Origin of the sequence: Reyranella massiliensis 521, assembly GCF_000312425.1 — a bacterium.
GTDB classification, from domain to species: Bacteria; Pseudomonadota; Alphaproteobacteria; order Reyranellales; family Reyranellaceae; genus Reyranella; species Reyranella massiliensis.
This window is the reverse complement of sequence record NZ_HE997181.1, coordinates 4,845,995-4,869,039: the sequence shown is the minus strand read 5'-3', so window position 1 is coordinate 4,869,039 and position 23,045 is coordinate 4,845,995. Positions and strand designations below refer to the sequence as shown.

General features: G+C 65.2%; 22 protein-coding genes. 13 read left to right on the top strand and 9 right to left on the bottom strand.

Annotation, left to right across the window (positions count from 1 at the left end):
- On the bottom strand, positions 1 to 132 hold the full coding sequence (locus BN60_RS31690) for a hypothetical protein (protein ID WP_281015337.1): 132 nt from the start codon (positions 130 to 132) through the stop codon (positions 1 to 3).
- 2 nt (positions 133 to 134) lie between these two features.
- Positions 135 to 1,385: an MFS transporter gene (locus BN60_RS23780; RefSeq protein WP_043286627.1), complete on the bottom strand. Its 1,251-nt coding sequence runs from the start codon at positions 1,383 to 1,385 to the stop codon at positions 135 to 137.
- A 71-nt stretch (positions 1,386 to 1,456) separates the two neighbouring features.
- Between BN60_RS23780 and BN60_RS23775 the strand changes: the two genes are divergently transcribed.
- Both BN60_RS23775 and BN60_RS23770 read left to right on the top strand, forming a co-directional pair.
- Positions 1,457 to 3,016 carry an alpha/beta hydrolase gene (locus tag BN60_RS23775; protein WP_083856261.1) on the top strand — a complete coding sequence of 520 codons (1,560 nt, stop codon included), beginning with the start codon at positions 1,457 to 1,459 and terminating at the stop codon, positions 3,014 to 3,016.
- A gap of 19 nt (positions 3,017 to 3,035) precedes the next feature.
- Positions 3,036 to 3,971 (top strand): NAD(P)H-dependent flavin oxidoreductase, encoded by a 936-nt coding sequence (locus BN60_RS23770; protein ID WP_020698672.1) that lies wholly within the window; start codon positions 3,036 to 3,038, stop codon positions 3,969 to 3,971.
- Between the two features lie 3 nt (positions 3,972 to 3,974).
- Here the strand turns inward: BN60_RS23770 and BN60_RS23765 are convergent, their stop codons facing one another.
- The 3 genes from BN60_RS23765 to BN60_RS23755 form a co-directional block, all read right to left on the bottom strand.
- On the bottom strand, positions 3,975 to 5,294 hold the full coding sequence (locus BN60_RS23765; RefSeq protein WP_020698671.1) for a TRAP transporter large permease: 1,320 nt from the start codon (positions 5,292 to 5,294) through the stop codon (positions 3,975 to 3,977).
- Positions 5,291 to 5,806 carry a TRAP transporter small permease gene (locus BN60_RS23760; protein ID WP_020698670.1) on the bottom strand — a complete coding sequence of 172 codons (516 nt, stop codon included), beginning with the start codon at positions 5,804 to 5,806 and terminating at the stop codon, positions 5,291 to 5,293. Before BN60_RS23760 ends, BN60_RS23765 begins: the two co-directional genes overlap by 4 nt.
- Positions 5,807 to 5,887: 81 nt before the next feature.
- A complete protein-coding gene (locus tag BN60_RS23755; RefSeq protein ID WP_020698669.1) occupies positions 5,888 to 6,883 on the bottom strand; it encodes a TRAP transporter substrate-binding protein in 996 nt (331 codons plus the stop codon).
- Between the two features lie 192 nt (positions 6,884 to 7,075).
- Between BN60_RS23755 and BN60_RS23750 the strand changes: the two genes are divergently transcribed.
- From BN60_RS23750 to BN60_RS23720, 7 genes are all read left to right on the top strand, one after another.
- On the top strand, positions 7,076 to 8,785 hold the full coding sequence (locus BN60_RS23750; protein WP_020698668.1) for a SulP family inorganic anion transporter: 1,710 nt from the start codon (positions 7,076 to 7,078) through the stop codon (positions 8,783 to 8,785).
- Positions 8,786 to 8,843: 58 nt separating this feature from the next.
- Positions 8,844 to 9,716, top strand: coding sequence for an aldose 1-epimerase family protein (locus BN60_RS23745; RefSeq protein WP_020698667.1), 873 nt, complete (start codon positions 8,844 to 8,846; stop codon positions 9,714 to 9,716).
- A gap of 127 nt (positions 9,717 to 9,843) precedes the next feature.
- Positions 9,844 to 10,197, top strand: a complete 354-nt coding sequence (locus tag BN60_RS23740; RefSeq protein ID WP_148283514.1) for a hypothetical protein — start codon at positions 9,844 to 9,846, stop codon at positions 10,195 to 10,197.
- Positions 10,198 to 10,263: 66 nt separating this feature from the next.
- Entirely contained in the window at positions 10,264 to 11,544 is a 1,281-nt protein-coding gene (locus tag BN60_RS23735; RefSeq protein ID WP_020698665.1) for a TolC family protein, read from the top strand.
- Entirely contained in the window at positions 11,541 to 12,527 is a 987-nt protein-coding gene (gene ihpB / locus BN60_RS23730) for a divalent metal ion exporter adaptor subunit IhpB (protein ID WP_020698664.1), read from the top strand. Before BN60_RS23735 ends, ihpB begins: the two co-directional genes overlap by 4 nt.
- Before the next feature lie 39 nt (positions 12,528 to 12,566).
- Positions 12,567 to 15,827 (top strand): efflux RND transporter permease subunit, encoded by a 3,261-nt coding sequence (locus BN60_RS23725; protein WP_020698663.1) that lies wholly within the window; start codon positions 12,567 to 12,569, stop codon positions 15,825 to 15,827.
- Positions 15,757 to 16,134 carry a hypothetical protein gene (locus BN60_RS23720; protein ID WP_043284292.1) on the top strand — a complete coding sequence of 126 codons (378 nt, stop codon included), beginning with the start codon at positions 15,757 to 15,759 and terminating at the stop codon, positions 16,132 to 16,134. The genes BN60_RS23725 and BN60_RS23720 overlap by 71 nt, the downstream gene beginning before the upstream one ends.
- 17 nt (positions 16,135 to 16,151) lie before the next feature.
- Here the strand turns inward: BN60_RS23720 and BN60_RS23715 are convergent, their stop codons facing one another.
- Positions 16,152 to 17,021, bottom strand: a complete 870-nt coding sequence (locus BN60_RS23715; protein WP_020698661.1) for a helix-turn-helix domain-containing protein — start codon at positions 17,019 to 17,021, stop codon at positions 16,152 to 16,154.
- 110 nt (positions 17,022 to 17,131) lie between these two features.
- Between BN60_RS23715 and BN60_RS23710 the strand changes: the two genes are divergently transcribed.
- From BN60_RS23710 to BN60_RS23695, 4 genes are all read left to right on the top strand, one after another.
- A complete protein-coding gene (locus tag BN60_RS23710; RefSeq protein WP_020698660.1) occupies positions 17,132 to 17,554 on the top strand; it encodes a hypothetical protein in 423 nt (140 codons plus the stop codon).
- An 11-nt stretch (positions 17,555 to 17,565) separates the two neighbouring features.
- Positions 17,566 to 17,961 carry a PaaI family thioesterase gene (locus tag BN60_RS23705; protein ID WP_020698659.1) on the top strand — a complete coding sequence of 132 codons (396 nt, stop codon included), beginning with the start codon at positions 17,566 to 17,568 and terminating at the stop codon, positions 17,959 to 17,961.
- Positions 17,962 to 17,970: 9 nt separating this feature from the next.
- On the top strand, positions 17,971 to 18,522 hold the full coding sequence (locus tag BN60_RS23700; protein WP_020698658.1) for an ATP-binding protein: 552 nt from the start codon (positions 17,971 to 17,973) through the stop codon (positions 18,520 to 18,522).
- Between the two features lie 236 nt (positions 18,523 to 18,758).
- Positions 18,759 to 19,514 (top strand): DUF1062 domain-containing protein, encoded by a 756-nt coding sequence (locus BN60_RS23695; RefSeq protein WP_083856260.1) that lies wholly within the window; start codon positions 18,759 to 18,761, stop codon positions 19,512 to 19,514.
- 80 nt (positions 19,515 to 19,594) lie between these two features.
- Here the strand turns inward: BN60_RS23695 and BN60_RS23690 are convergent, their stop codons facing one another.
- From BN60_RS23690 to BN60_RS23680, 3 genes are all read right to left on the bottom strand, one after another.
- Positions 19,595 to 20,176, bottom strand: a complete 582-nt coding sequence (locus tag BN60_RS23690) for a hypothetical protein (protein ID WP_020698656.1) — start codon at positions 20,174 to 20,176, stop codon at positions 19,595 to 19,597.
- Between the two features lie 7 nt (positions 20,177 to 20,183).
- Positions 20,184 to 22,628: a DNA topoisomerase (ATP-hydrolyzing) subunit B gene (gene gyrB / locus BN60_RS23685; protein WP_020698655.1), complete on the bottom strand. Its 2,445-nt coding sequence runs from the start codon at positions 22,626 to 22,628 to the stop codon at positions 20,184 to 20,186.
- 24 nt (positions 22,629 to 22,652) lie between these two features.
- Positions 22,653 to 23,045 (bottom strand): DNA recombination protein RecF (locus tag BN60_RS23680; RefSeq protein WP_043284290.1); only part of this gene is annotated, 393 nt, incomplete at its 5' end.

Here is a 23,045-nt window from a genome sequence, read left to right as displayed (position 1 = left end):
CTACAGGCAATAGGCCGCGATCAGGTCGACCAGATAGGCCGGCCCGTTCATCCCCCACAGGACGAACGAGACGGCGGTCGCGGCCACGACGAGGCTGGCAGAAACCCAGAGCAGCAGGGCTTGCCAGCTCATGCTCATGCCGGCTGCAGTGCGGGCTGGGCAGGCCGCGTCAGCCGTTCCTCGACGATCGGATAGTGCAGGGCGGCCGAAACCAGGCCGAGCGCAATCGAGATCCACCACATCAGGTCGTAGTTGCCCTGCAGGTCGAAGATGCGGCCGCCGCCCCAGCCGCCGAAGAAGCTGCCGACCTGATGGCCGAAGAAGACGATGCCGTTCAGCATGGTGAGATGCACCGGCCCGAAAATGTAGCCGACCAGCGACGTGGTGAGCGGTACGGTGCCCAGCCACAGGAAGCCCAGCGCCGCGGCGAAGGTCAGCACCGATGCCGCCGACAGCGGTGCCAGCACGAAACCCAGGAAGACCAGCGAACGCAGCAGGTAGAGCAGCGACAACAGGTTCTTGCGCTTGTACTTGGCGCCCATCGAGCTCCAGATGATGGCGCCGGCGATATTGAACAGGCCAACCATGCCGATCGCCCAGCCGCCCAGCTCCGCCGGCGAGAGCTTCATGCCGAACAGCGACAGCCCGATCCCCTTGTCGGAGATGTAGGCCGGCAGATGGCCGCCCACGAAGGCGACGTGGAAGCCGCAGACGAAGTAGCCGATCACCAGCAGGATGTAGCTCTTCTGCGCGAAGGCCTCTGAGAGCGCCGCGCCCGCGGTCTGGTTGCCGCCGCCGGCCTTCTTGCTGGCTGCGATCTCCTTGCTGTCGTTCAGGCCGGCGGCCAGCAGGATCATCAGCACGGCGATGCCGGTCAGCGCCCACATGGTGGGGCGCCAGTCGCCGAAATAGTTCTGCAGCACGGCTGCGAGCGGCACGATGAAAAACTGGCCGAACGAGCCGCCGGCGGAGCAGATGCCCACCGCGAGCGCCGCCTTGGCCGGCGGCGCCACGCGCAGGATCACGCCCAGCACCGGCCCGAAGCTCGCCGCCGAGAGGCCGACGCCGACCAGGATATTGCCGAGGATCAGCATGAACCCGTCATGCATGACCGCCGTTACCACCATGCCCGCCACATAGAGGACGCCGCCGCCGGCGATTGTCGGCGCCGACCCGAAGCGGTCGCAGAGCCGGCCGGCGAAGGGTGCCACCGCTCCCATCAGCAGCATGGAAAACGCAGTGCCGAAGGAGAAGAGTTCGCGGCCGACATTCAGTTCGGCCGAGACGGGCTTGAGGAAGATGCCGAAGCTCTGGCGGACGCCGAGCCCGATGGTGAGGACGAGGAAGCCGCACCAGACGGCGGTCCAATAGGAGCGGGAGGTCATGGCCGGCAAAGTGAGACGGGGCGGTCGGGCTGGCAAGACGTTCGCCGGCATCCCTTCCATAGAATTACTTCATGCCGTCACAAGCTACGATGTGGCAGAACATAGCCATGGCGCGAGTGTGGTTCCTGTGCGGACTGGCAGCATTTCTGCTCGTTTTGGCAGAGAGTGCCGTCGCGGCACCACGCCTGGAGCGCGAACGCTGCACGTTCAAGCCGCCGCGCGGCGACAGGGTCCAATGCTTCGTGCTGATCGTCCCTGAGAATCGCGACCAGCCGCAGGGCCGCGAGGTCAAGTTGAAGGTCGCCGTCCTCAAGGCCAAGCGCACGGCCGGCGCGGAGCCGCTGGTCTATCTCTCGGGCGGCCCAGGCGATGCGCCGCTGGTGGCCTCGACCCCCGGCGCCGACGCGCTGGCCGAAGGCGACTGGTGGAACGAGACCGCCGTGATCCGCCGCAAGCGCGACGTGATCATCCTGAGTCAGCGCGGCGCGGGTGGGTCGACGCCCAATCTCGACTGCTTCGACAACCGCATGACCGAACCGGCCAAGGCGCGCCGCCGCGCCGTCACCGAACAGCAGGAGAGGGAAATACTGGCGCGCTGCCGGGCCAATATCGACCGCCGCAAGATCGACCTCAGCATGTACAACACGCCGGTGCTGGCCGACGACGTGGCCGATCTGGCCACGGCGATGGGCCTCAGCCGCATCAACATCTACGGCGTATCCTACGGCACGCGCTGGGGCCTCGAAGTGATGCGCCGGCATCCCGGCCTGGTGCGGGCCGCCGTGCTCGACGGTGTCTATCCGCCTCAGATCAACGGCGAGCAGAACGAGCCCGCGATCGTCCGCCGCGCCTTCGAGCAGCTCTATGCCGATTGTGCTGCCGATGCGCCCTGCCGCGAGCGGCATCCCGATTTACGCGCCACGGTCGAGGGCGTGATCGAGGCCGCCGATCGCGAGCCCATAGACCTCACTCTCGCCTTGGAGGACGGGTCGCAATCCGTGAAGCTCGACGGCACCAAGCTCCTGTCGGTGCTGCTGAATATGATGCGTGAAGGCGAGGCCGCCTCCATCCCCGAAACAATGGGGGCCGTGAAGCGGGGCGATCTCCGTCTGGTGCGCCTCTTTGCCGAGGATCTCGAGAGCAACGATGGCGGGCTGCTCGAGCAGAACGCTCAGCAGTTCGACGGGCTCTACAACAGTATCGAATGTCGGGAGACCTGGCCGATGGTCGATCGTGCGGCGCGCCGCAATGCGATCGAAGAGAACGGGGTCTACGGCCTGAACGCCAAGGCCAGCAAGTCGCCGACCTTCTGCCCGGCGTGGCGGGTCGCGGCCGCGCCGGCAGCCGATCGTCAGCCGGTGAAGTCCGCCGTGCCGACCTTGCTGCTGAGCGGCACCTTCGACTGGCTGACGCCGCCCCTTTGGGCGCGCGAGGCAGCGCGGACGCTCTCGGCAGCGCGCAACGTCGTGTTCCGTGCCCAGGGCCATGGCGTGGTCGTGCAGGATCCGTGCGCCGCGCGCCTGCGAGACAGCTTCATCGAGGATCCCGACCCGAAGAAGGCGTTGCCCTGTCGCTCCGACACACCGCCCAATTTTGCCGCCGCGTGGGAACGCGCGCGCCACATGCCATGAGACAACAGGAAGGAAGCAGATGAACCGAGTGCTTGCCCATACCGGCGTCAAGTATCCCATCGTGCAGGCGCCGATGGGCTGGATCGCGCGCAGTCAACTCGCGTCGGCGGTCTCCAATGCCGGCGGTCTCGGCATCATCGAGACCTCCAGCGGCGAGGTCGATGCCTGCCTCGCCGAGATCGAGAAGATGAAGCAGCTCACCGACAAGCCGTTCGGTGTGAACCTGCCGCTGCTCTTTATCCGCGAGCCGCGGATCGTCGATCTCGTGGCCAGGTCGGGCGTGAAGTTCGTCAGCACCTCGGCCGGCTCGCCCGCCAAGCTGCTGCCGACACTGAAGGCCGCCGGCCTCACCGTCTATCACGTGGTGCCCAATCTCTCCTCGGCCCTGAAGGCCGTCGAAGCGGGCGTCGACGGGCTGATCGTCGAAGGCGGCGAGGGCGGCGGTTTCAAGAATCCCGACGACGTCTCGACCTTGGTTCTGCTGCAGGCGGTGCGGGAGAAGACCGACGTGCCGATGATCGCCGCCGGCGGCATCTGCGACGGCCGCGGCATGGCGGCGGCCTTTGCGTTGGGCGCCGAAGGCATCCAGATGGGGACGCGGTTCGTGAGCGCGGCCGAGAGCCCGGTGCACCACAACTACAAGCAGGCCATCGTCGACGCCGACGATACCGGCACGGTGATGTTGAACCGCAAGTCGACGCCGTGCGTGCGCGCCCTGAAAACCGAGCGTGCCAAGGAGATCGACCGCGCCGGCTCGTTCGATCGGGCGATCTTCGGCAATGTGAAGGACGTCTATTTCGGCGGCGACATGGAAGCTTCGCTGGCACTCGCGGGTCAGACGGTCGGCCTGATCCACGAGGTGCTGCCGGTGGCCGAGATCATCGGCCGCACGGTCGATGGCTTCCACGCCATCCGCCGCCAGCAGGGCGAACGCTCGCTGGCGGGCGGGTTCTGACGACTACTTCATCAGCTCCGGTGCGATCAGGCGGGGCAGGAAGAGGGCGATATCGGGCCAGACGATCATTGCCGCCAGCACCACGATCATCGGCACCAGCATGATGATCGTATCCTTCAGCGCGAAGCGCAGCGGCACGCCGGCAACGGCGCAGGAGATCATGAGGCAGAGTCCGTAAGGGGGCGTCACCAGGCCGAAGGCCAGCGATACGATCGAGACGATCGCGAAGTGGACGGGGTCCATTGCGACCGACTTGGCGAGAGGCTGCAGCACCGTGCCGACAATGATGATGGCCGGGATGGCGTCGAGGAAGCAGCCCACGACCAGGAACACGAAGGCGATGAAGAAGCCGACGCCGATCGGTCCCAGACCCCAGCTCGTGACGTTGGCCAACAGCTCCTGCGGGATGCGGTAGTAAGCCAGCAGCCAGCCGAAGGCCGAGGCCGTGCCGATACAGAACAGCGCCACGGAGGCGAGCTTGCCGGTGTCGACCAGCGCCTTGTAGAGCTCTTTCGCCCCCATCTCGCGATAGACGACGATCGACAGCACCGCTGAGTACAGCACGGCGACGCAGGCCGATTCGGTCGCCGTGAACCAGCCCAGCAGGATGCCACCCACGATGATGACCGGAGTCATCAGCGCCGGGATCGACACCCAGATTGCGCAGAAGAGTTGCCGAATGGACGAACGCGGATAGGTCGGATAGCCCCGCTTCACGGCATAGACGTGCACAGTGGCCATCTGGGCGCCGGCGATCAGCAGGCCGGGAACGACGCCGGCAAGATAGAGCGCGCCGATCGATGTCGAGATCAGACCGCCCCAGACAATCATCAGGATCGACGGTGGAATGACCACGGCCAGCACCGCCGAGACGGCGGTGATGGCGATCGAGAAGGAGAGGTCGTAGCCTTCCTTGGTCTGCGCATCGATGAAGATCTTGCTTTGGCTCGCCGCATCTGCGGTCGAGGAGCCTGAAATGCCGGCGAAGAACACCGAGAGCACGACGTTGATCTGCGCCAGCGACCCAGGCCAGCTTCCGACGATGGAACGCGACAGCGCCACCAGCCTGTCGGTGATGCCGCCGACGCTCATCAGGTTGGCCGTCAACAGGAAGAACGGCACGGCGAGCAGGATGAAGGAGTTGTAGGCGTTGAAGGTTTCCTGCGCGAGCATCATCGTCCCGAGCCGAGGCTCCAGGTAGAAGAGTGGCAGGCAGGCGAGCCCAAGGGCGAAGGCCACGGGCACGCGCAAGATCAGCAAGACAAAGAAGACGCCGAACAGGATTGACGCGGCCTCGCCGGCCGAGAACAGGGCGCTGCTCACGGAACGCTCCGGCCGAGCAGGATGCGCATTTCGTCGTAGAACTGCTCGCCGAGGAAGATGAGCCAGGTAATGCCGGCGACCGGCCAGGCGATGTGGATCATCCAGAGCGGCAGCTCTGCCAGCTCGGAGGTGCGATGCCAGGCGAAGCGCGTGAACTCGATACCGCCCACCACGAAGACCAGCGCCAGCGCCAGGATGCCGAGCCGCGCGGCAATGCGCACCGCAGCCTCGCTGCGTCTCGAGAGCCTCGGCCAGACGTCGACTTCGAAGTGCGAGGCTTCACGTACGCCGATCATGGCGCCGATCATGATCATCCAGATGAACAGGAAGCGCGCCATCTCTTCTGTCCAGATATAGGGCGGGATCAGATCGGTGTAGCGCGACACCATCTGCAAGGTGACGGGGACGACGATGACGGCGACGGAGAAGGCGAGGAGGCCGGTCAGGAACTGGGCATAGCCGGCCGTGAACCGGCGCCAGAGGCTGCGCGGTTGAGCTTCAGGAGAGGGCATCGGAAATCCGTTCAGGAAAAAGCGCCCGGTAGGCCGCCGGGAAAGAGCGCAGCGGAGGCGTTGCTCCGCTGCGCTTACGCATCAATTGGTCGCCACGATTTTGTTGAAGATGCCGTCGGCGCCGATCTCCTTGGCGTAGGCCGCCATCACCGGATCGACCAGCTTCTTCATTTCGGCGCGGTCCTTGAACGGGATGCGCTTCAGCTTGCCAGCCTTCTCGAGCGCGACCAGCTTCTGCTCGTCTTCCGAGCTTTCGACCTGGCGGCCATAGGCGCCGGCTTCCTTGCCGGCCTTGATGATCGCGTCCTGCAGATCCTTCGGCAGGGTCTTGAAGGTCTTGGACGAGAAGCAGATCGGCCGGATCGTGATGGCGTGCTCGGTCATCGCGAGATTGGGCGCTACTTCGTAGAACTTCATGGTCTCGACACCGGCCGCTTCGTTCTCGCCGGCCGAGATCACGTTGTTCTGGATGGCGTTGTAGACCTCGTTGTAGGCGATGACGGTCGGCGACATGCCTGCTGCGGCGAAGGTCTTGGACCAGATCGGCGCGCCCTGGACGCGGACCTTCAAGCCCCGGATCTCCGCCAGGTTCGAGACCGGCTTGTTGACGAAGATGTTGCGCACGCCGCCGCCGGCATAGCCGATCAGCATCACGTCGGCCTTCTGGGCGATCTCGTCGGCCACCGGCTTCAGCAGGTCGGCTTCGAGCACCTTGTTCCATTGCGCGAGGTCGCGGAACAGGAAGGGTGCGTCGATGAAGGGCGCAGCCTTGGAGAAGGTCGACATGTGGGCCGGCGAGACGATGCCGTAGTCCACCGCCTTGCCCTGCGCCATGTACTCGAAATACTGCTTCTCGAGGCCCAGCGAAGAATTGCGGTGCAAGGTGAAGTTGATCGGCTTGCCGTAATACTTCTTCACCAGCTCCTCGAACTTGAGCAGCGTCTTGTTGAACGCGTGATCGTCGTTGAACTGCACCGCACCGTTCAGGGTCAGTGGCGCCTGTGCGCCTGCAGACCGGATGAAGGGGGCGGCGATTGTCGCGGCAGCAAGGCCGCCGACCAGGTGTCTGCGCTTCATATCTTCCTCCACGGGCCCTGTTGTATGGTTCTGCGACCGGGACCTGCGCGGACTATGCATGGGATTGCCCGCGGATGCGACAAAGTTGTCAGACAACATGAGGGTGCATGGGTGAGACCTGGAAACTGGTCCTTGCTCCCAACCGCGCACAGGCGTTACCCTGAAGCAGTTAATACACAGATTTTTAGTTAAATGTCTGCCGACGTTCCCTCCTCAGCGCTGTTTGCGCCCAAGCTGGTCACCGTGCTGCGGGAAGGCTACGGGCTCGCGGCGTTTCGGGCCGACGCCATCGCGGGACTGACCGTCGCCATCGTGGCGCTGCCGCTCTCCATGGCGATTGCCATCGCGTCGGGCACGGGACCGGAACGTGGGCTTTTCACGGCGATCGTCGGTGGTTTTCTGATCTCGGCGCTAGGGGGCAGCCGCTTCCAGGTCGGGGGGCCGGCGGGGGCATTCATCGTTCTGGTCGCCGCCTGCGTCGAACGGAACGGCGTCGACGGCATGCTGCTGGCGACCTTTCTGGCCGGGATCTTCCTGACGGCGGCGGGGGCCCTGCGCCTCGGCACCTTCATCAAGTTCATCCCCTATCCGGTCACGGTCGGTTTCACCTCGGGCATCGCGGTCATCATCTTCGCGAGCCAGCTCAAGGACCTCCTGGGCCTCACGCTCGACGGCAAGGAGCCTGGCCCGTTCGTCGCCAAGCTCGAAGCGCTGGCGCCGGCCCTCGATACGATCAATCCGGCTGCCGTTGCCCTTGCGGCCGGGGTCATCGGCCTGATCCTGGGGTTGAAGCGGCTGCGTCCGCACTGGCCCGGCATGTTGATCGCCGTTGCCGTGGCCTCGGTCGCGGCGGGGCTGTTCGCCTTGCCGGTCGAGACGATCGGCAGCCGCTTCGGCGGCATTCCCTCCATGCTGCCGGCGCCGCGTCTGCCCGACATATCCTGGACCAAGATCCAGGCCATCCTGCCCGATGCGGTCGCCTTCGCCTTGCTGGGCGCCATCGAATCGCTGCTCTCGGCGGTCGTCGCCGACGGCATGACGGGCCGCCGCCATCGGTCCAACTGCGAACTGGTCGCCCAGGGCATCGCCAATATCGGTGCCGCTCTGTTCGGGGGCGTCTGTGCCACAGGCACCATCGCGCGCACGGCCACCAACGTCCGCGCCGGCGCGCGCAGCCCGGTTGCCGGCATGCTGCACTCGGCCTTCCTGCTCGGCTTCATGCTGCTGGCTGCACCGCTGGCGGCCTATATACCGCTCGCTGCTCTGGCCGGCGTGCTGGCCATGGTCGCGTGGAACATGGCCGAGAAGCACGAGTTCGCCACTCTGCTGCGTTCCTCGCGCGGCGATGCGACGGTGCTGCTGGCGACCTTCCTTCTCACCGTGTTCCGCGATCTGACCGAAGGCATCGTCGTGGGCTTTGCCTTGGGCGCGGCGCTGTTCATCTATCGCATGTCGACGGCCTCGGGCGTGGAAGAGCGCGTGCCGCTGGTGCCGGGCGATCGGCCCGACACCGCGGATCCGCGCACTCCTTACGACCCGGCACTGGCGACCGACCGCCATGTCGTTGTCTATCGTCTCTCCGGCGCTTTCTTTTTCGGCACGGCATCGACCGTCGGCGCCGTGCTCGACCGTATTGCCGACGAGCGCAAAGCCTTCGTGATCGATGTTTCGGCCGTTCCGTTCGTGGATTCGACGGCCGCCACCGTCATCGCCGGCATTGGCCGCAAGGCAGCCCGGCACGGCGTACGCGTCTTCGTCACGGGAGCTGTGCCCGCCGTGCGGCACGCGCTGTTGCGGGCGGGGGCCCGTCGGCCGCATGTCCGCTACATGCCGCACATCGAGGATGCGGTCCGCGTCGCGCACGCTCTTGCCGGGCAGTCAGATCGCGACAGTACCGCCTGATACTGCGCTGCGGCACGTCATCTCTTCACGGCGCGCGTCAGGCCGACCAGAATGCGACATGGCTGACCTCGTTTCGATATCTGACTCCGCGCTCAGCGCGCAGATCGCCGCCGCAGGTGCGGAGCTTCAAAGGCTGCAGGACCGTGACGGCTCCGACCTGTTGTGGAACGGCGATCCCGCCGTGTGGGCGGGCCGGGCACCCCTGTTGTTCCCGCTGGTCGGCGAGACGAAGGACAAGAAGATCAAGGTCGACGGCCAGATCTTCGATATCCCGCGCCACGGCTTTGCCCGCACGTCGCGCTTCACGCTGGTGACGGCGGAGAAGGCGCATTGCATCTGGCGGCTTGAGGCCAGTGAGCCGACGCGCCGGCAGTATCCGTTCGAGTTTCGCCTCGATATCATCTACCGGATCGAAGGCGGCGCCCTGCACGTGACGGCCGAGGTGACGAACCGGGGCGACAGGGCCATGCCGGCCTCGTTCGGCTTCCATCCGGCCTTGCGCTGGCCATTGCCGTCAGGAGCGCCGCGCAAGGCGCACGAAATCGTCTTCGAGCGCGACGAGCCCGCGCAGGTGCGCCGGCTCGCCAACAATCTGCTGAGTCCCGTCCTGCATCCAACACCCGTCCAGGGTCGCTGGCTCGCCTTGCACGATGAGTTGTTTCGCGAAGATGCACTGATCTTCGACAGGCTGGAAAGCCGCAGCCTGGTCTACGGCGCGCCGGGCCACCGTTCTCTCCGCGTGAGCTTTCCGGGCATGCCTCATCTCGGCATCTGGACCAAGCCGGGCGCAGGCTATGTCTGCATCGAACCCTGGCAGGGCCATGCCAGTCCCGACTCGTTCGACGGTGAGCTCAAGGACAAGCCGGGCATGGTTTCGATCGGACCGGGGGCGACGAAGCGATTCGAGATGTCGATCGCGCCGGAGGGTTGACAGCAGTCCGACAATAGTTGAACAGATATTCAAATGTATGAGTATCCGGACCGCGCCATCGGACGTGCGACAATTCAGGTCTCCTGTCGTGTTGACGACGCGCTGCTCCTCGCGTTCACTCCGCGCCGTGACCAATAGCGTCTCCTCGTTCGCCCTCGTGACGCAGCCCGCAGCCTTGCTGCGGCTTGTCTGCGCTTTGATGGTGGCGCTGGTTACTGTGTTCCATGTTTGCGGTGTCGCCTCGGCCCGCGAGATCGGGCCCGTCGCGGTCGTTCTCGACGTTGCGAGCGATGATGGTTCAGCCGGCGATGTCGGCATGACCGTCGAGAAGTGTCATTTCTGCTCTGTCGTCCCGCTGCTGGCGATGACAGCACCGAGCATGCCGCTGCACGCGCCGCATGTCGTGCCGGTGCCCGTCATGGCCGGCATTCTGCCTTTCTCTCCCCACGCGGACTCTCCACCCCCTCGAACCCTGACCTAGTCGTTCTTTTTCCTTGTCGCCTGCCGAGCAGGCGGCGCGCCGAACACTGGTCTTTGGGTTTCGTCGATGACAATTCGTGCCGTCTGGGCGCTTCTCGCGGCGTGCGCCGTCGCATGGTCGTGGCCTGCGTTGGGTCAAAATCGAGGGCAGGGCCAAAAGACCACTGGTCCGCTGACCCTGCAGCAAGCCCTGCAACGCGCCGCCAACGCCAATCCACGCATCGCCGTTGCCGACCGCAATATCGGCATGGCCGATGGGCGGCGCGAGCAGGCCAATGCCCTGCCGAATCCCACGGTCGGCGTGGAGGTCGACAATTTCGGCCAGGGCCAGAGCAGTTTCACCGGCACGCCCGAGATGACCCTGATGCTGAGCCAGCTCATAGAGCTTGGGGGCAAGCGTGGCGCACGCGTCCAGGCGGCGCTGGGCGATTACGATGCCGCCCGCTGGGAGCGCGAAGCGGCGCGTCTCGAACTCCTTTCGGAGACGACGATTGCCTTCGTGGAGGCCTTGTCGGTGCAGCGCCGTATCCAGCTCCTCGAACGGCAGGCCGGCGCCCTGGAGAAACTGGTGCCGCTGATGCAGCGGCGGGTCGAGGCGGGCGCCTCCTCGCCTTCCGAAGTCTCGCGCACACAGGCGGCCGTCGGCCTCGTGCGGTTCGAGCGCGAGCGTGCGCGAACCGCGCTGGCCGTAGCGCGGCGCGACCTCGCCGCCCTCATGAGCCTGGACCAGCCGACTTTTGCCACCGTCGCCGGCGACTATGGTCGCCTCGTCAAGCCCGCATCCCTCGACAGCCTCATCAAGGCCATCGAGGACAATCCGCAGCTCATGCGATGGTCGGCGGTTCGTGCCCAGCGTGATGGCGAATTACTGTCGGCGCGCCTGAAGCCGCTGCCCGACATCACGGCCAGCGTGGCGTGGCGGCATTACACCGAGACCAACGACAATGGCGTCCGCTTCGGTGTCTCGATCCCGATCAACGTGATCGACCGCAATCGAGGCGCCATTCGCGAAGCCCAGGAATCGGTGCAGAAGACCGGCGCCGAACGCGCCGTCAACCGCCTCTTGCTGATCGCGATCATCGGCAAGGCGCACGACACCGCCAACGGCACGCTGCAGCAGCTCGACCTGCTGCGGAAGACCATCCTTCCGGCGGCGCGCGCCTCGCTGAAGACGATCGAGGAAGGCTACGGCCAGGGCCGCTTCACCCTGCTCGAAATTCTCGATGCCTACCGCACCGTCGCCGATGCCGAGCTGCTGGAACACGAGGCACTGGCGAGCTTCCACACATCAATCGCGACCATCGAAGGGTTGATCGGCAGCCCGGCAAACCAGGGGAGGCCGCGATGATGAAGGCCCTGAGAGTTCTTCTAGTTGCTGTGGTTTGCGTCGCGGCCCTAGGGGCGTCGGCCTACTATGTCTTCGGTGCGAAGTTCGGCCAGGCCGCCAAACCTCTCACGGCCAAGGGCCACGGTGAGAAGGGCCATGGGCAGGACGAGAAAGGTCACGGGCACGACGAGGATGGCGTGAAGCTCACCGACGCGCAGGTCGCGGCCGCCGGCATCGAGCTTCTCCAGGCGGGTCCGCGCGAGCTGCGCGAGGTCCTGCGGCTGAACGGCATCATCCAGCCCAACCAGGAGGCGCTGGTGAAGGTGACGCCGCGTTTCCCCGGCGTCGTGCGCAGCATGCGCAAGCGACTGGGCGACAAGGTGAAGAAGGACGAGGTGTTGGCCACTGTCGAAAGCAACCAGAGCCTCACGACCTACGAACTGAAAGCTCCGATCGACGGCACGATCATCGACCGCGATGGCACGCTGGGCGAGTTCGCCTCGGAAGCCCGACCGCTCTTCACCATCGCCGATCTCTCGACCATGTGGATCGACTTCGCCGTCTATCGCCGCGACTTCTCGCGCGTGCGGGTAGGCGATCCCGTCGCCATCGACGTCGAGGATGGTGGTTCGACGATCGAGTCCAAAATCGACTACGTCTCGCCGCTAGGTACCAGCGATACGCAGTCGTCGGTCGCGCGAGCGGTCGTGTCCAACGACGGCCGGCTGCGGCCGGGCATGTTCGTCGATGGCCGTGTCGTGCTTTCCGCCAAGCCGGTCGACGTCGCCATCAAGTCGAGTGCGATCCAGACGCTCGAAGGCAAGACCGTGGTCTTCGTGCGCGAGGGCGACACGTTCGCTGCTCGCGAAGTCGAGCTGGGAGGGCGCGACGCCGACTGGATCGAGGTCAAGTTCGGCCTGATGGCGGGCGACACCTACGCCGCAAAGAACAGCTTCGTGATCAAGGCCGAGATCGGCAAGGGCAGCGCGTCTCATGAGCACTGAGCCCCTGAATACTGAGCCCGCGAGCCTGGGAGCAGGGCGATGATCGACCGTATCCTTGCCTTCTCGATTCATAACCGCTGGCTGGTGATCATCGCAGCCATCGTGGTTGGTGCGCTCGGCGCCTGGAACTTCACGCGCCTGCCGATCGACGCCGTGCCGGACATCACCAACGTCCAGGTGCAGGTCAATTCGCTGGCGCCGGGCTACTCGCCGCTCGAAGTCGAGCAGCGCATCACCTTTCCGCTGGAAACGGCGATGGGCGGCCTGCCGAAGCTCGAATACACGCGCTCCCTGTCGCGTTATGGCCTCAGCCAGGTGACGGTCGTCTTCAAGGACGGCACCGATATCTACTTCGCCCGACAGCTCGTGAACGAGCGTATCCAGCAGGCCAAGGAGCAGTTGCCGCCTGGCACTGAGACCTCGATGGGTCCGGTCTCGACCGGCCTGGGCGAGATCTACATGTACGCCGTCGAATCCAAGCCTGATGCGAAGAAGCCCGACGGCGAGCCCTATACGGCGACCGACCTGCGCACGATCCAGGACTGGATCATCAAGCCCCAGCTCCGCACCGTGCCGGGCATCGTCGAGGTCAATACCATCGGCGGTTACGAGAAGCAGTTTCACGTCCTGCCCGATCCCGCGAAGCTGATGGCCTACAAGCTCACCTTCCGCGACATGATGGCGGCGTTGGTGACGCACAATGCCAATGTCGGTGCGGGCTACATCGAGCGTAACGGCGAGCAGTATCTGGTGCGCACGCCGGGGCAGGTGAGCAACCTCGAGGAAATCCGAAACATCGTCGTCGGCTCACGCGGTGGCGTGCCGATCCGCGTCGGCGATATCGCCGAGGTCAAGGAGGGTACGGACCTCCGGACCGGCGCGGCCACGCTCGACGGCAGGGAAGCGGTGATCGGCACGACGATGCTGCTGATCGGCGACAACAGCCGCACGGCTGCGCAGCGCGTGGCCGCAAAGCTCGAGGAGATTGGCCGGTCGTTGCCCGATGGAGTGGTGGCACGTGCACTCTACGACCGCACCAAGCTCGTCGACGCGACTATCTGGACGGTCGAGAAGAACCTGCTCGAAGGCGCCCTGCTGGTCGTCGTCGTGCTGTTCCTGATCCTGGGCAACTTCCGCGCCGCTTTCGTGACGGCCTGCGTCATTCCCCTGTCGATGCTCTTCACCATCACCGGCATGGTCGAGAACAAGATCAGCGCCAATCTGATGAGTCTCGGCGCGATCGACTTCGGTATCATCGTCGACGGCGCGGTGATCGTGGTCGAAAACTGCCTGCGCCTTCTGGCCGATGAGCAACACCGCCGAGGTCGCATCCTCACGCGAACGGAACGGTTCGCCACGATCCTGGCCGGCGCAAAGGAAGTCATCCGGCCGAGCCTGTTCGGAACGCTGATCATCGGCGTCGTCTATCTGCCCATCCTCACCCTGACCGGCGTGGAGGGGAAGATGTTCACGCCGATGGCGATCACGGTGCTGATGGCGCTGCTGGGCGCGGCGATCCTCTCCATGACCCTGGTCCCGGCCGCCGTCGCGCTGCTGGTGACCGGTCGCGTCTCGGAGAAGGAGAACTTCTTCATGCGCGGTGCGCTCCGGCTGTACGCGCCGGTGCTCGAACAGGCGATCCGCCTGCGCTACGTGATCGTGGGCCTCGCCGCCCTGCTGGTGGTGGTGAGTGGCGTTGCGGCCTCGCGCATGGGCGGCGAGTTCATTCCCTCGCTCGACGAGGGCGATATCGCCATGCATGCGATGCGCATTCCCGGCACCAGTCTCAGCCAGTCGGTGCAGATGCAGGAAGCACTGGAGAAGGCGATCCTGGAGTTTCCGGAGGTCAAGGAAGTGGCGGCCAAGATCGGCACGGCCGAGGTCGCCACCGATCCGATGCCGCCCAACGTGGCGGACAATTTCATCCTGTTGAAGCCCCGCGATCAGTGGCCGGATCCCAAGCGCTCCAAGGCTGACCTTGTGACCGCCATCGAGAGGCGGGTCGAGCAGATCCCCGGCAACAACTACGAGTTCACGCAGCCGATCCAGATGCGCTTCAACGAGCTGATCTCGGGCGTGCGTAGCGATCTCGGCGTCAAGATCTTCGGCGACGATCTCGACACGCTCCTGTCCATCGCCAACAAGGTGCAGGCTGTCGTGCAGAGTGTGCCAGGCGCGGCCGACACGAAGACCGAGCAGGTCACCGGCCTGCCGGTGCTGACGGTGAAGCCCAATCGCGCGGCCCTGGCGCGGTACGGCATCAGCCTTGCCGAGCTGCAGGAGGTCGTCGAGATCGCGGTTGGCGGCAAGGACGCCGGCCTGATCTTCGAGGGCGACCGTCGCTTCAACATCGTGATGCGCCTGCCCGAGCATATGCGCGTCGATATGGATGCGCTGGCATCGCTACCCATTCCCGTGCCGCCGCAGCCGGCGGGCACGACGGGCGATCCCGGCCGCCGGCCGATTACCCAGACCGGGCTGGTCGCGGCAGCGCCTTACGTGCCGCTGTCAGCCGTGGCCGAGATCGAGACCGCGCCCGGTCCCAACCAGATCAGCCGCGAGAACGGCAAGCGCCGCGTCGTCGTCTCGGCCAATGTACGCGACCGCGATCTCGGCTCCTTCGTGGCCGAGGTGCAGCGGCAGGTCGCGGAGCAGGTGAAGATGCCGGCCGGCTACTGGATCGGCTGGGGTGGTCAGTTCGAGCAGCTCGTCGCGGCCTCGCAACGGCTGGCGATCGTGGTGCCGGTGGCCCTGCTTCTGATCTTCGTGCTGCTCTGCATGAGCCTGAACTCGATCGGCGATGCCGCCCTGGTCTTCACTGGCGTGCCGCTGGCGCTGACCGGCGGTGTCGCGGCCCTCGCCCTGCGCGACATCCCGCTCTCGATCAGCGCCGGTGTCGGCTTCATCGCCTTGAGCGGCGTTGCCGTGCTGAACGGGCTGGTGATCATTTCCTTCATCCAGCGGCTGCGCGCCGACGGCCTGTCGGTCGGCGACGCGATACGCCAGGGCGCCATGAAGCGCCTGCGCCCGGTGCTGATGACGGCTTTGGTCGCCTCGCTCGGCTTCGTACCCATGGCGATCGCCACGGGACCGGGAGCGGAGGTACAGCGGCCGCTCGCCACCGTGGTCATCGGCGGCATCATCTCGTCCACGATCCTGACGCTCGTGGTCCTGCCCGCGCTCTATGCGCTCTTCAACCGTGACAAGAAAACCCAACGAGGAGAGAAGAATGAGGAGACTTTTGCTGACGGTACCGTTCCTGCTGTGGACGGGCCTGGCGTTCGCCCAACATCAGCATAACCATGCCAACACGAAGGGCCCCAATGGCGGCAAGATGCAGGACGTGGCCGGCATTCATGCCGAACTGGTCGTCGACGACCGCACGATCACGATCTATGCCTTCGGCGAGGACAGCAAGCCGCTCAACACCAAAGGCTATACGGGCTCGGTGTTGATCGTCTCCGGCGGCAGTCGCGAGACGGTGCAGCTTACCCCGACGGGCGAGACAGCATTGAAGGGCGAGGCCAAGAGCCGCCTGGCGCCCGATGCCGCCATCACGCTCGTTATCAAGACGGCTACCGGAAAGTCGGGCCAGGTGAGGTTCTAGCCGCCTCCGGGCAGGTCTCAACGCTTCGCGGCAAGGCTCCTGAACAGCGCATCGCTGCGGTCGTCGGCCGGGAAGAAGCATTCGATGCGCACTTCCTGGAGGGTGACGTCCTGCGGCGTGCCGAGTGTCGCGATGGTCGTGAAGACCGACAGGGACTTGCCGCCGACGATGAAGTCGAGCGTCAGGACCGGCGGCGGCCGATCCTCGAAGCGCAGCTTGCGGAACGATGCCGGCACGTCGGGATAGGCCATGACCTCCTCGATGAAGGCGAGCGCCTTGGGCTCGCCGCCATCGGCCAGGATCTCGGCGTAGGTCGTCGAGACAAGATAGCGTGCGACCTCTTCCCAGTTGGCGAGCTTGGGGCGCAGCCCCTTGGGATCGAGCAGGTTGCGCAGCAGGTTGGGCTGCTTGCCGGACGGTGGTGGCGGCGGCGGACCTTCGCTCAGGAAGACGGTGAAGGCGTTGGCGGCTTCGTTGGCGTCGAGCAGGTTCCACAGCCGGTCGATGACGACGGCCGGATAGGGCTCCTGCTGCTTCAGCATGCGATCGATTGCCTGGCGCACTGGTGCTAGTTCGGGGGCAGTGAGATTGCTCTCGCGATAGGCTGGCGCGAAGCCCGCTGCCAACAACATGGCGTTGCGTTGGCGAAGCGGCACGTCGAGGGCGGTCGAGAGCTGGACCACCATCTCGCGGCTGGGTCGTGCGCGGCCGGATTCGAGGAAGCTGACATGGCGCTGCGAGACGCCGGACTGCAGGGCGAGCGAGAGCTGGCTGGCCCCTCGGCGGCGGCGCCAGGCGCGCAGCATCGGGCCGAACATATCGGGCTGGGAAGCCGACCCGGCGGTGCCGCCGGTGGCAGGGCTGGAAGCGGAAAGGGTGCGCATCATGGGGCGGAACTTATCACCCGGCTGCCGCCCCGCCGATTACCTCCTGGATAATTGAGAGAAGGTTGGTCCGGTGCGATCTCCAGGGTGTCCGAAACCCAAAGGAGGACAACGTGAACGTTTCATCCGACCGCCTTCTGCGTCGCACCCTGTGGGGCAACGCCGCCTTCTCCGTGATCTCGGGGGTGGTGCTTGCAGCTTTCGCCGGTCCGTTCGCCAAGATCGCCACCCATGGGCCGGTCGAGGTCCTGGGCCTCGATCTCGCGATGGTGCTCGAGCTACTCGGCCTCGGCATCGTGGCCTTCGGAGCGCTCTGCGGCTGGGCCGCGTCGCGGCCGACCCTGCCGCTGGGGCTGATCCGGTTCATCTTTGCGGCGGACATCGTCTGGGTCGTCGCGAGCGCCCTGGTGCTGGCCCTGCCGGCGACGTGGACCACGGCCGGCATCGCGGGCATCGTCGTCGTGGCGTTGATCGTGGCCGATCTCGCCATCCTGGAATATCTCGGCCTGCGCCGCGTCGGTTCGGCTGCCCACTAACGGAGTAGACAATGGACAAGCTTCAGCTCCTGAACGATCACCAACTGCCCTTCGCCAAGGTTCTTGGGCTGAAGTTCACGGCCGCGAGCGAGACGGGCGTGAAGGCCGAGATGGTCGTCAGGCCCGAGCTCTGCACGCGGCCGGACATCCTGCACGGTGGCGCGGTGATGGCCTTCGCCGACACGCTGGGCGCCGCCGCCACCGTGCTGAACCTGCCGGAGGGCAAGGGCACCACGACCATCGAGAGCAAGACCAACTTCGTGGGGCCGGCTCCCGTCGGCACCACCGTGGTCGGCGAGACGACGCCGATCCATCGCGGCCGCCGCACCATGGTCTGGCAGACGCGCATCACCACCGCAGAAGGCAAGCTGGTCGCCGTCGTGACGCAAACACAGATGGTGTTGTAAACTCCGTGCATGGCACGGATTCACATCGTCGGCGCCTCCGGGTCGGGCACGACGACTCTCGGGGCGGCTCTCGCGGCACGCCTCGACCATCCCCACATCGACTCTGACACGATCTTCTGGAAACCGACCGATCCGCCTTTCACGACGCGGCGGTCGGTCGAAGGTCGTGCGGCTTTGGTGGCGGAGCTGCTGCCCGCGTCGGGTCAGTGGGTGTTCTCGGGTTCGGCCGTGGGTTGGGCTGGCCCGGTCGAGCCTTTCTACGATCTCATCGTCTTCCTGAAGCTCGATCCGTCCGTCCGTATGGAACGCATAAGGCGGCGCGAAGGGACGCGGTATGGCGCGCGCATTCAACCGGGCGGCGACATGGCAGAGGCCAGCGCCGCCTTCCTTGACTGGGCCGCGGCCTACGACACCGCAGGGCTGGAACAGCGCAGCCTCGCGAAGCACGAGGAGTGGCTTGCAACCCAGACGGCGCCCGTGTTGCGGCTCGATTCGGCGAGGCCGCTCGACGAGCTGACATCAGACGTGCTGGTGCGGCACGAGCTGTCAGCACGGGAATGAAGGCCTGTAGGGCAGCAAAGCCATAGCTTCGCCGTGTCGGCGCCGCGAAGACTTCCGTTTCCTAGGGATTCACTGTAACAGTCCGTTTCGAAGAGCATTGGCGCATCGAGATAGACTTTGCCTAAGTAAATACCGGTCTCAGTTCTGCTTTACCCGTATGCCCGAGAGCGAAAGCCGCGGGCGTATGACCATGTCCATGGGGTGGCGGCAAGAGACCGGTTTGGCATTGTTCCAATGTGCCCCGCGCAGCGTCGCTGCGTCAGCTCTTCAGCCACCCGAAACACCGCCACGCCGCGCCCGAAAGGGATTTCTCACGCTCCATCTTGGTGGACTTCCGACCGGAAGACCAAGACGGTATGTGCGCAACACTTCGAGTTCGATGGACGATCACTCCTAAGATCGCTCCTCAGCCTTGGCTCACCTGCAGCAGATGCGGGAAGCTGAGGGCCTTTCAAACCAGTTGCAAAATCAGGCTCAACGCCAATGGTCGCAAGCTCGACGCGTGGCTGATCTACAAATGTGTTGTCTGCGAAAAGACCTGGAACCGGCCGATCTTTGAACGCCGGAACGTTGGCGAGATCGATTCTGCGGAACTCGAAGCGCTGCAGTCCAATGATCCGCAGTGGATTCGGGCAGAGGCTTTCAATCTCGACGCGTTGAGGCGCAGGTCGCAACGCATCGACGAATTCCCGGAGTTCGAGATCCGCAAACACGTGCTCGCCGAATCGCCTGCTTGGCCAAGAGTGGAAATCGAAGTGATGGTTCCCTTGCCTACCAATGTGCGCCTTGATCGACTATTGGCGCTGGAGCTCGGGCTTCCGCGACCCAAACTGCGGGCGCTCCACGATGCCGGCATCATTCAAGTAAGTGGAAATCGATCCGATGTTCTTGGTCGCCGCGTCAAGAGCGGCGTCGTGATCGCCGTCGATCTCGCAACTTTATCAGGTAGCATCGAGGCTTGGCGGCAGGCCATGACGGGATTGATGCAATAGTCGTGGCGGCGGCGAGAATGCGTCCGCTTCTTCCGCCCGCGACAGTGCCGCCACCTCCCTCGCTGTGTGGGGGAGGTGGGCTACTTCATCAACGCCGGCACAAAGGCCTGCAGCGCCGCATCGGCATCGGCGGAGGTCTGCTGATGAGCCTGGGACCAGTCGACCCTGATCTTGACGAAGTTCTCGCGGAAGCCGGTCAGCAGCAGCTTGCTGAAGACCCGCTGGTTGCCTTGCGTGACGCCACTATAGGTCACGCACCGGAAGGAGATCGCTCCGTAGGTGCATGTCGACGGCACCGAAGGTTTCTGAAACTGGGTGTAGCCGGCAAACTTGAATTGCTGCTCGGCGGAGGTGACTTCGTTGTTGAACTGGCCGGTTACCGTCGGATTCTCGCTGCCGGCTGGGATGCGCCGGCCGAGATCGAATACCTGCACACTGATGATCAGGCGTTTGGGCGTGGAATAGTAGTAGGCAATGCCCTGCCCGGGGCTGTTGGCAGGCGGTGCCGCATAGTTGACCGAGCGGTCGAACGTGGCGCCTCCCAGGGTCGCGGGAAATGCGAGCTTGGTGCCGCCATGCGTCGAAGGGGCGGTGGATTGCGTCTGCGCCCATGCGAGCCCTGCCGTCGCGACGAGCAGCGCCACGACAGCGAGAGACGTCACCCCGAGCCTAGACATCGAGATTTGCCACCTTGAGTGCGTTCTCCTGGATGAACTCGCGGCGCGGTTCGACGACATCGCCCATCAGGGTCGAGAAGATCTCGTCCGCTTCGTCGGCGTGGTTGATCTTGACCTGCAGCAACGTGCGCGCCTCGGGGTCGAGCGTGGTCTCCCAGAGCTGGTCGGGGTTCATCTCGCCCAGTCCCTTGTAGCGCTGGATCGTGACACCTTTGCGGCCGGCTTCCAGAACGGCGGCAAACAGTTCGGTGGGCGAGGAGATGGTGGTCTCCTTGTCCTTCATGATGAAGGTTCCGGGCCGCACATAGACGGCCTGTAACTCGTCGGCCAGCGCATCGAGCTTGCGCGCTTCCGCGCTCCGGGTCAGCGGCCCGTCGATCACGTGGCGTTCGGTGACGCCGCGCAGGCGACGCGTGAAGGCAAGGCCGCCATCGGGCATCGGCTCCCCGGTCCAGCCGCGTTCCAGCGGCGGGCTTACGACGTCGAGGCGACGGGCGATGTAATCGGCGGCCTGCTTGGCGAGCGTTGCGTCGGCCAGCACATCGGGCTTCAGGGCGCCAGCGATGGCCGCCTGCTCGATCACGGACTGGCTGGTGACGCGGCGCGACAGCGCCAGCGGCTTCACGAGGTTGGTGACCGAGCGGGCGATGTCGACGGTGCGGTGCAGATCGTCGCCGGCCTGGACGCTGCCGCTGCCCAGCTTCAGCGTCGCGCCCTCGAGGCCGGTCCGGATCAGATGGTCGTCGAGCGCGCGCTCGTCCTTGAGATAGATCGCCGACTTGCCCTTGGCTGCTTTGAACAGCGGCGGCTGGGCGATGTAGAGATGGCCGGCATCGATCATGGCCCGCATCTGGCGATAGAAGAACGTCATCAGCAGCGTGCGGATATGGGACCCGTCCACGTCGGCGTCCGTCATGATGATGATCTTGTGGTAGCGCAGCTTCGACAGGTCGAAATCGTCGTGGCCGATGCCGGTGCCCAGCGCTGTGATCAACGTGCCGATTTCGGCCGAGGACAGCATCTTGTCGAAGCGCGCGCGCTCGACGTTCAGGATCTTGCCGCGCAACGGCAGAATCGCCTGGTTGGCGCGATTGCGGCCCTGCTTGGCCGAGCCGCCGGCAGAATCGCCCTCGACGATGAACAGTTCGGAGAGCGCGGGGTCGCGCTCTTGGCAATCTGCCAGCTTGCCGGGCAACGAGCTGACATCGAGCGCGCCCTTGCGTCGCGTGAGCTCGCGGGCCTTGCGCGCGGCTTCGCGTGCCGCAGCAGCTTCCACCACCTTGGTGACGATCTTCTTGGCTTCCGACGGATGCTCCTCGAACCACTGGCTGAGCTTGTCGCCGACCACCGATTCGACCACCGGCCGCACTTCGGAGGAGACCAGCTTGTCCTTGGTCTGCGAGGAGAATTTCGGATCGGGAACCTTGACCGACAGCACGCAGGTCAGGCCCTCGCGCATGTCGTCGCCGGTCAGGTTCACCTTCTCCTTCTTGGAAACGCCACTCTCGTCGGCATACTTGTTCAGCGTGCGTGTCAGCGCACCGCGGAAGCCCGCGAGATGCGTGCCGCCGTCGCGCTGCGGGATGTTGTTGGTGAAGCACAGCATCGTCTCGTGATAGCTGTCGTTCCACTGCATCGCGACTTCGACGACAATGCCGTCCTTCTCGCCGCGGATCGACACCGGCGGGTCGTGCAGCACCGACTTGTTGCGGTCGAGATATTTGGCGAAGGCCTCGACGCCGCCCTCGAAGAACAGCTCCGAAACCTTGGGCTCGGCGCCGCGCTCGTCGGTCAGGACAATCCGTACACCGGAGTTCAGGAAGGCGAGTTCGCGCAGCCGGTGTTCCAGGGTGGCGAAGTCGAAATCGGTCTTGGTGAAGATCTTGGTCGAGGGCAGGAAGGTCACCTCGGTGCCGCGCTTGCCCTCCGGCGCGTCGCCCATGAGCTGCAGGTCCTTCTCGGCGTCGCCGCCGCGGAACCGCATGTAGTAGGCCTTGCCGGCGCGCCAGATGCGCAGGTCGAGATACTCCGACAGGGCGTTGACGACGGCGGCGCCGACGCCATGCAGGCCGCCCGAAACCTTGTAGCTGTTGCTGTTGAACTTTCCGCCCGCATGGAGTTGGGTGAAGATGACACTGGCGGCCGACGTGCCCTCTTCCTTGTGGATGTCGACGGGCACGCCGCGGCCATTGTCGCTCACCGTCACCGAGCCGTCGCCGTGCAGGGTGACGCCGACCTTGTCGCAATAGCCCGCCAGCGCCTCGTCGATCGCATTGTCGACGATCTCGTAGACCATGTGGTGCAGGCCGCTGCCGTCGTCGGTGTCGCCGATATACATGCCCGGCCGCTTGCGCACCGCCTCGAGGCCGCGCAGCACCGTGATGGAATCAGCGTCGTAGGTTTCCGACTTCGGCGTTGCTACGTCTTTGTCACTCATGGTCCTGGCTTTCGCGAAAGAGGATCAGACCGCCGCAATCGATCCGCCGGCGACGCGCAAGATCTGCGCGCGGCCGGCGAGCGGCGCAAAAAGTTCGGCATCGGTGCCTGTCATCCAGCTTTGGACGCCGAGCGCCACCACCTCGTCGAACAGCGCCACCCGGCGCTCCGCATCGAGATGGGCCGCGATTTCGTCGAGCAGCAGCAGCGGCGGCCGGCTGCGCGACAGCGCCACCAGCCGCGCATGCGCCAGCGCGATCGAGACGAGGACCGCCTTCTGCTGGCCGGTCGAGCCTTCGGCAGCCGGCAAATCAAGGTCGAGATGGCGCACCGCGAGATCGCTGCGATGAGGTCCACAGGATGTGGTGCCGGCGTCGGCATCGCGCAAGCGCGAGGCGGCCAGTTCGCCGCGCAGACG

What these genes read in the sequence shown, in the direction of transcription:
- BN60_RS31690 (WP_281015337.1), bottom strand. Translation starts at nt 132, where the DNA reads ATGAGCTGGCAAGCCCTGCTGCTCTGGGTTTCTGCCAGCCTCGTCGTG.
- BN60_RS23780 (WP_043286627.1), bottom strand. Translation starts at nt 1,385, where the DNA reads ATGACCTCCCGCTCCTATTGGACCGCCGTCTGGTGCGGCTTCCTCGTC.
- BN60_RS23775 (WP_083856261.1), top strand. Translation starts at nt 1,457, where the DNA reads ATGCCGTCACAAGCTACGATGTGGCAGAACATAGCCATGGCGCGAGTG.
- BN60_RS23770 (WP_020698672.1), top strand. Translation starts at nt 3,036, where the DNA reads ATGAACCGAGTGCTTGCCCATACCGGCGTCAAGTATCCCATCGTGCAG.
- BN60_RS23760 (WP_020698670.1), bottom strand. Translation starts at nt 5,806, where the DNA reads ATGCCCTCTCCTGAAGCTCAACCGCGCAGCCTCTGGCGCCGGTTCACG.
- BN60_RS23755 (WP_020698669.1), bottom strand. Translation starts at nt 6,883, where the DNA reads ATGAAGCGCAGACACCTGGTCGGCGGCCTTGCTGCCGCGACAATCGCC.
- BN60_RS23750 (WP_020698668.1), top strand. Translation starts at nt 7,076, where the DNA reads ATGTCTGCCGACGTTCCCTCCTCAGCGCTGTTTGCGCCCAAGCTGGTC.
- BN60_RS23745 (WP_020698667.1), top strand. Translation starts at nt 8,844, where the DNA reads ATGGCTGACCTCGTTTCGATATCTGACTCCGCGCTCAGCGCGCAGATC.
- BN60_RS23735 (WP_020698665.1), top strand. Translation starts at nt 10,264, where the DNA reads ATGACAATTCGTGCCGTCTGGGCGCTTCTCGCGGCGTGCGCCGTCGCA.
- ihpB (WP_020698664.1), top strand. Translation starts at nt 11,541, where the DNA reads ATGATGAAGGCCCTGAGAGTTCTTCTAGTTGCTGTGGTTTGCGTCGCG.
- BN60_RS23725 (WP_020698663.1), top strand. Translation starts at nt 12,567, where the DNA reads ATGATCGACCGTATCCTTGCCTTCTCGATTCATAACCGCTGGCTGGTG.
- BN60_RS23720 (WP_043284292.1), top strand. Translation starts at nt 15,757, where the DNA reads ATGAGGAGACTTTTGCTGACGGTACCGTTCCTGCTGTGGACGGGCCTG.
- BN60_RS23715 (WP_020698661.1), bottom strand. Translation starts at nt 17,021, where the DNA reads ATGATGCGCACCCTTTCCGCTTCCAGCCCTGCCACCGGCGGCACCGCC.
- BN60_RS23705 (WP_020698659.1), top strand. Translation starts at nt 17,566, where the DNA reads ATGGACAAGCTTCAGCTCCTGAACGATCACCAACTGCCCTTCGCCAAG.
- BN60_RS23700 (WP_020698658.1), top strand. Translation starts at nt 17,971, where the DNA reads ATGGCACGGATTCACATCGTCGGCGCCTCCGGGTCGGGCACGACGACT.
- gyrB (WP_020698655.1), bottom strand. Translation starts at nt 22,628, where the DNA reads ATGAGTGACAAAGACGTAGCAACGCCGAAGTCGGAAACCTACGACGCT.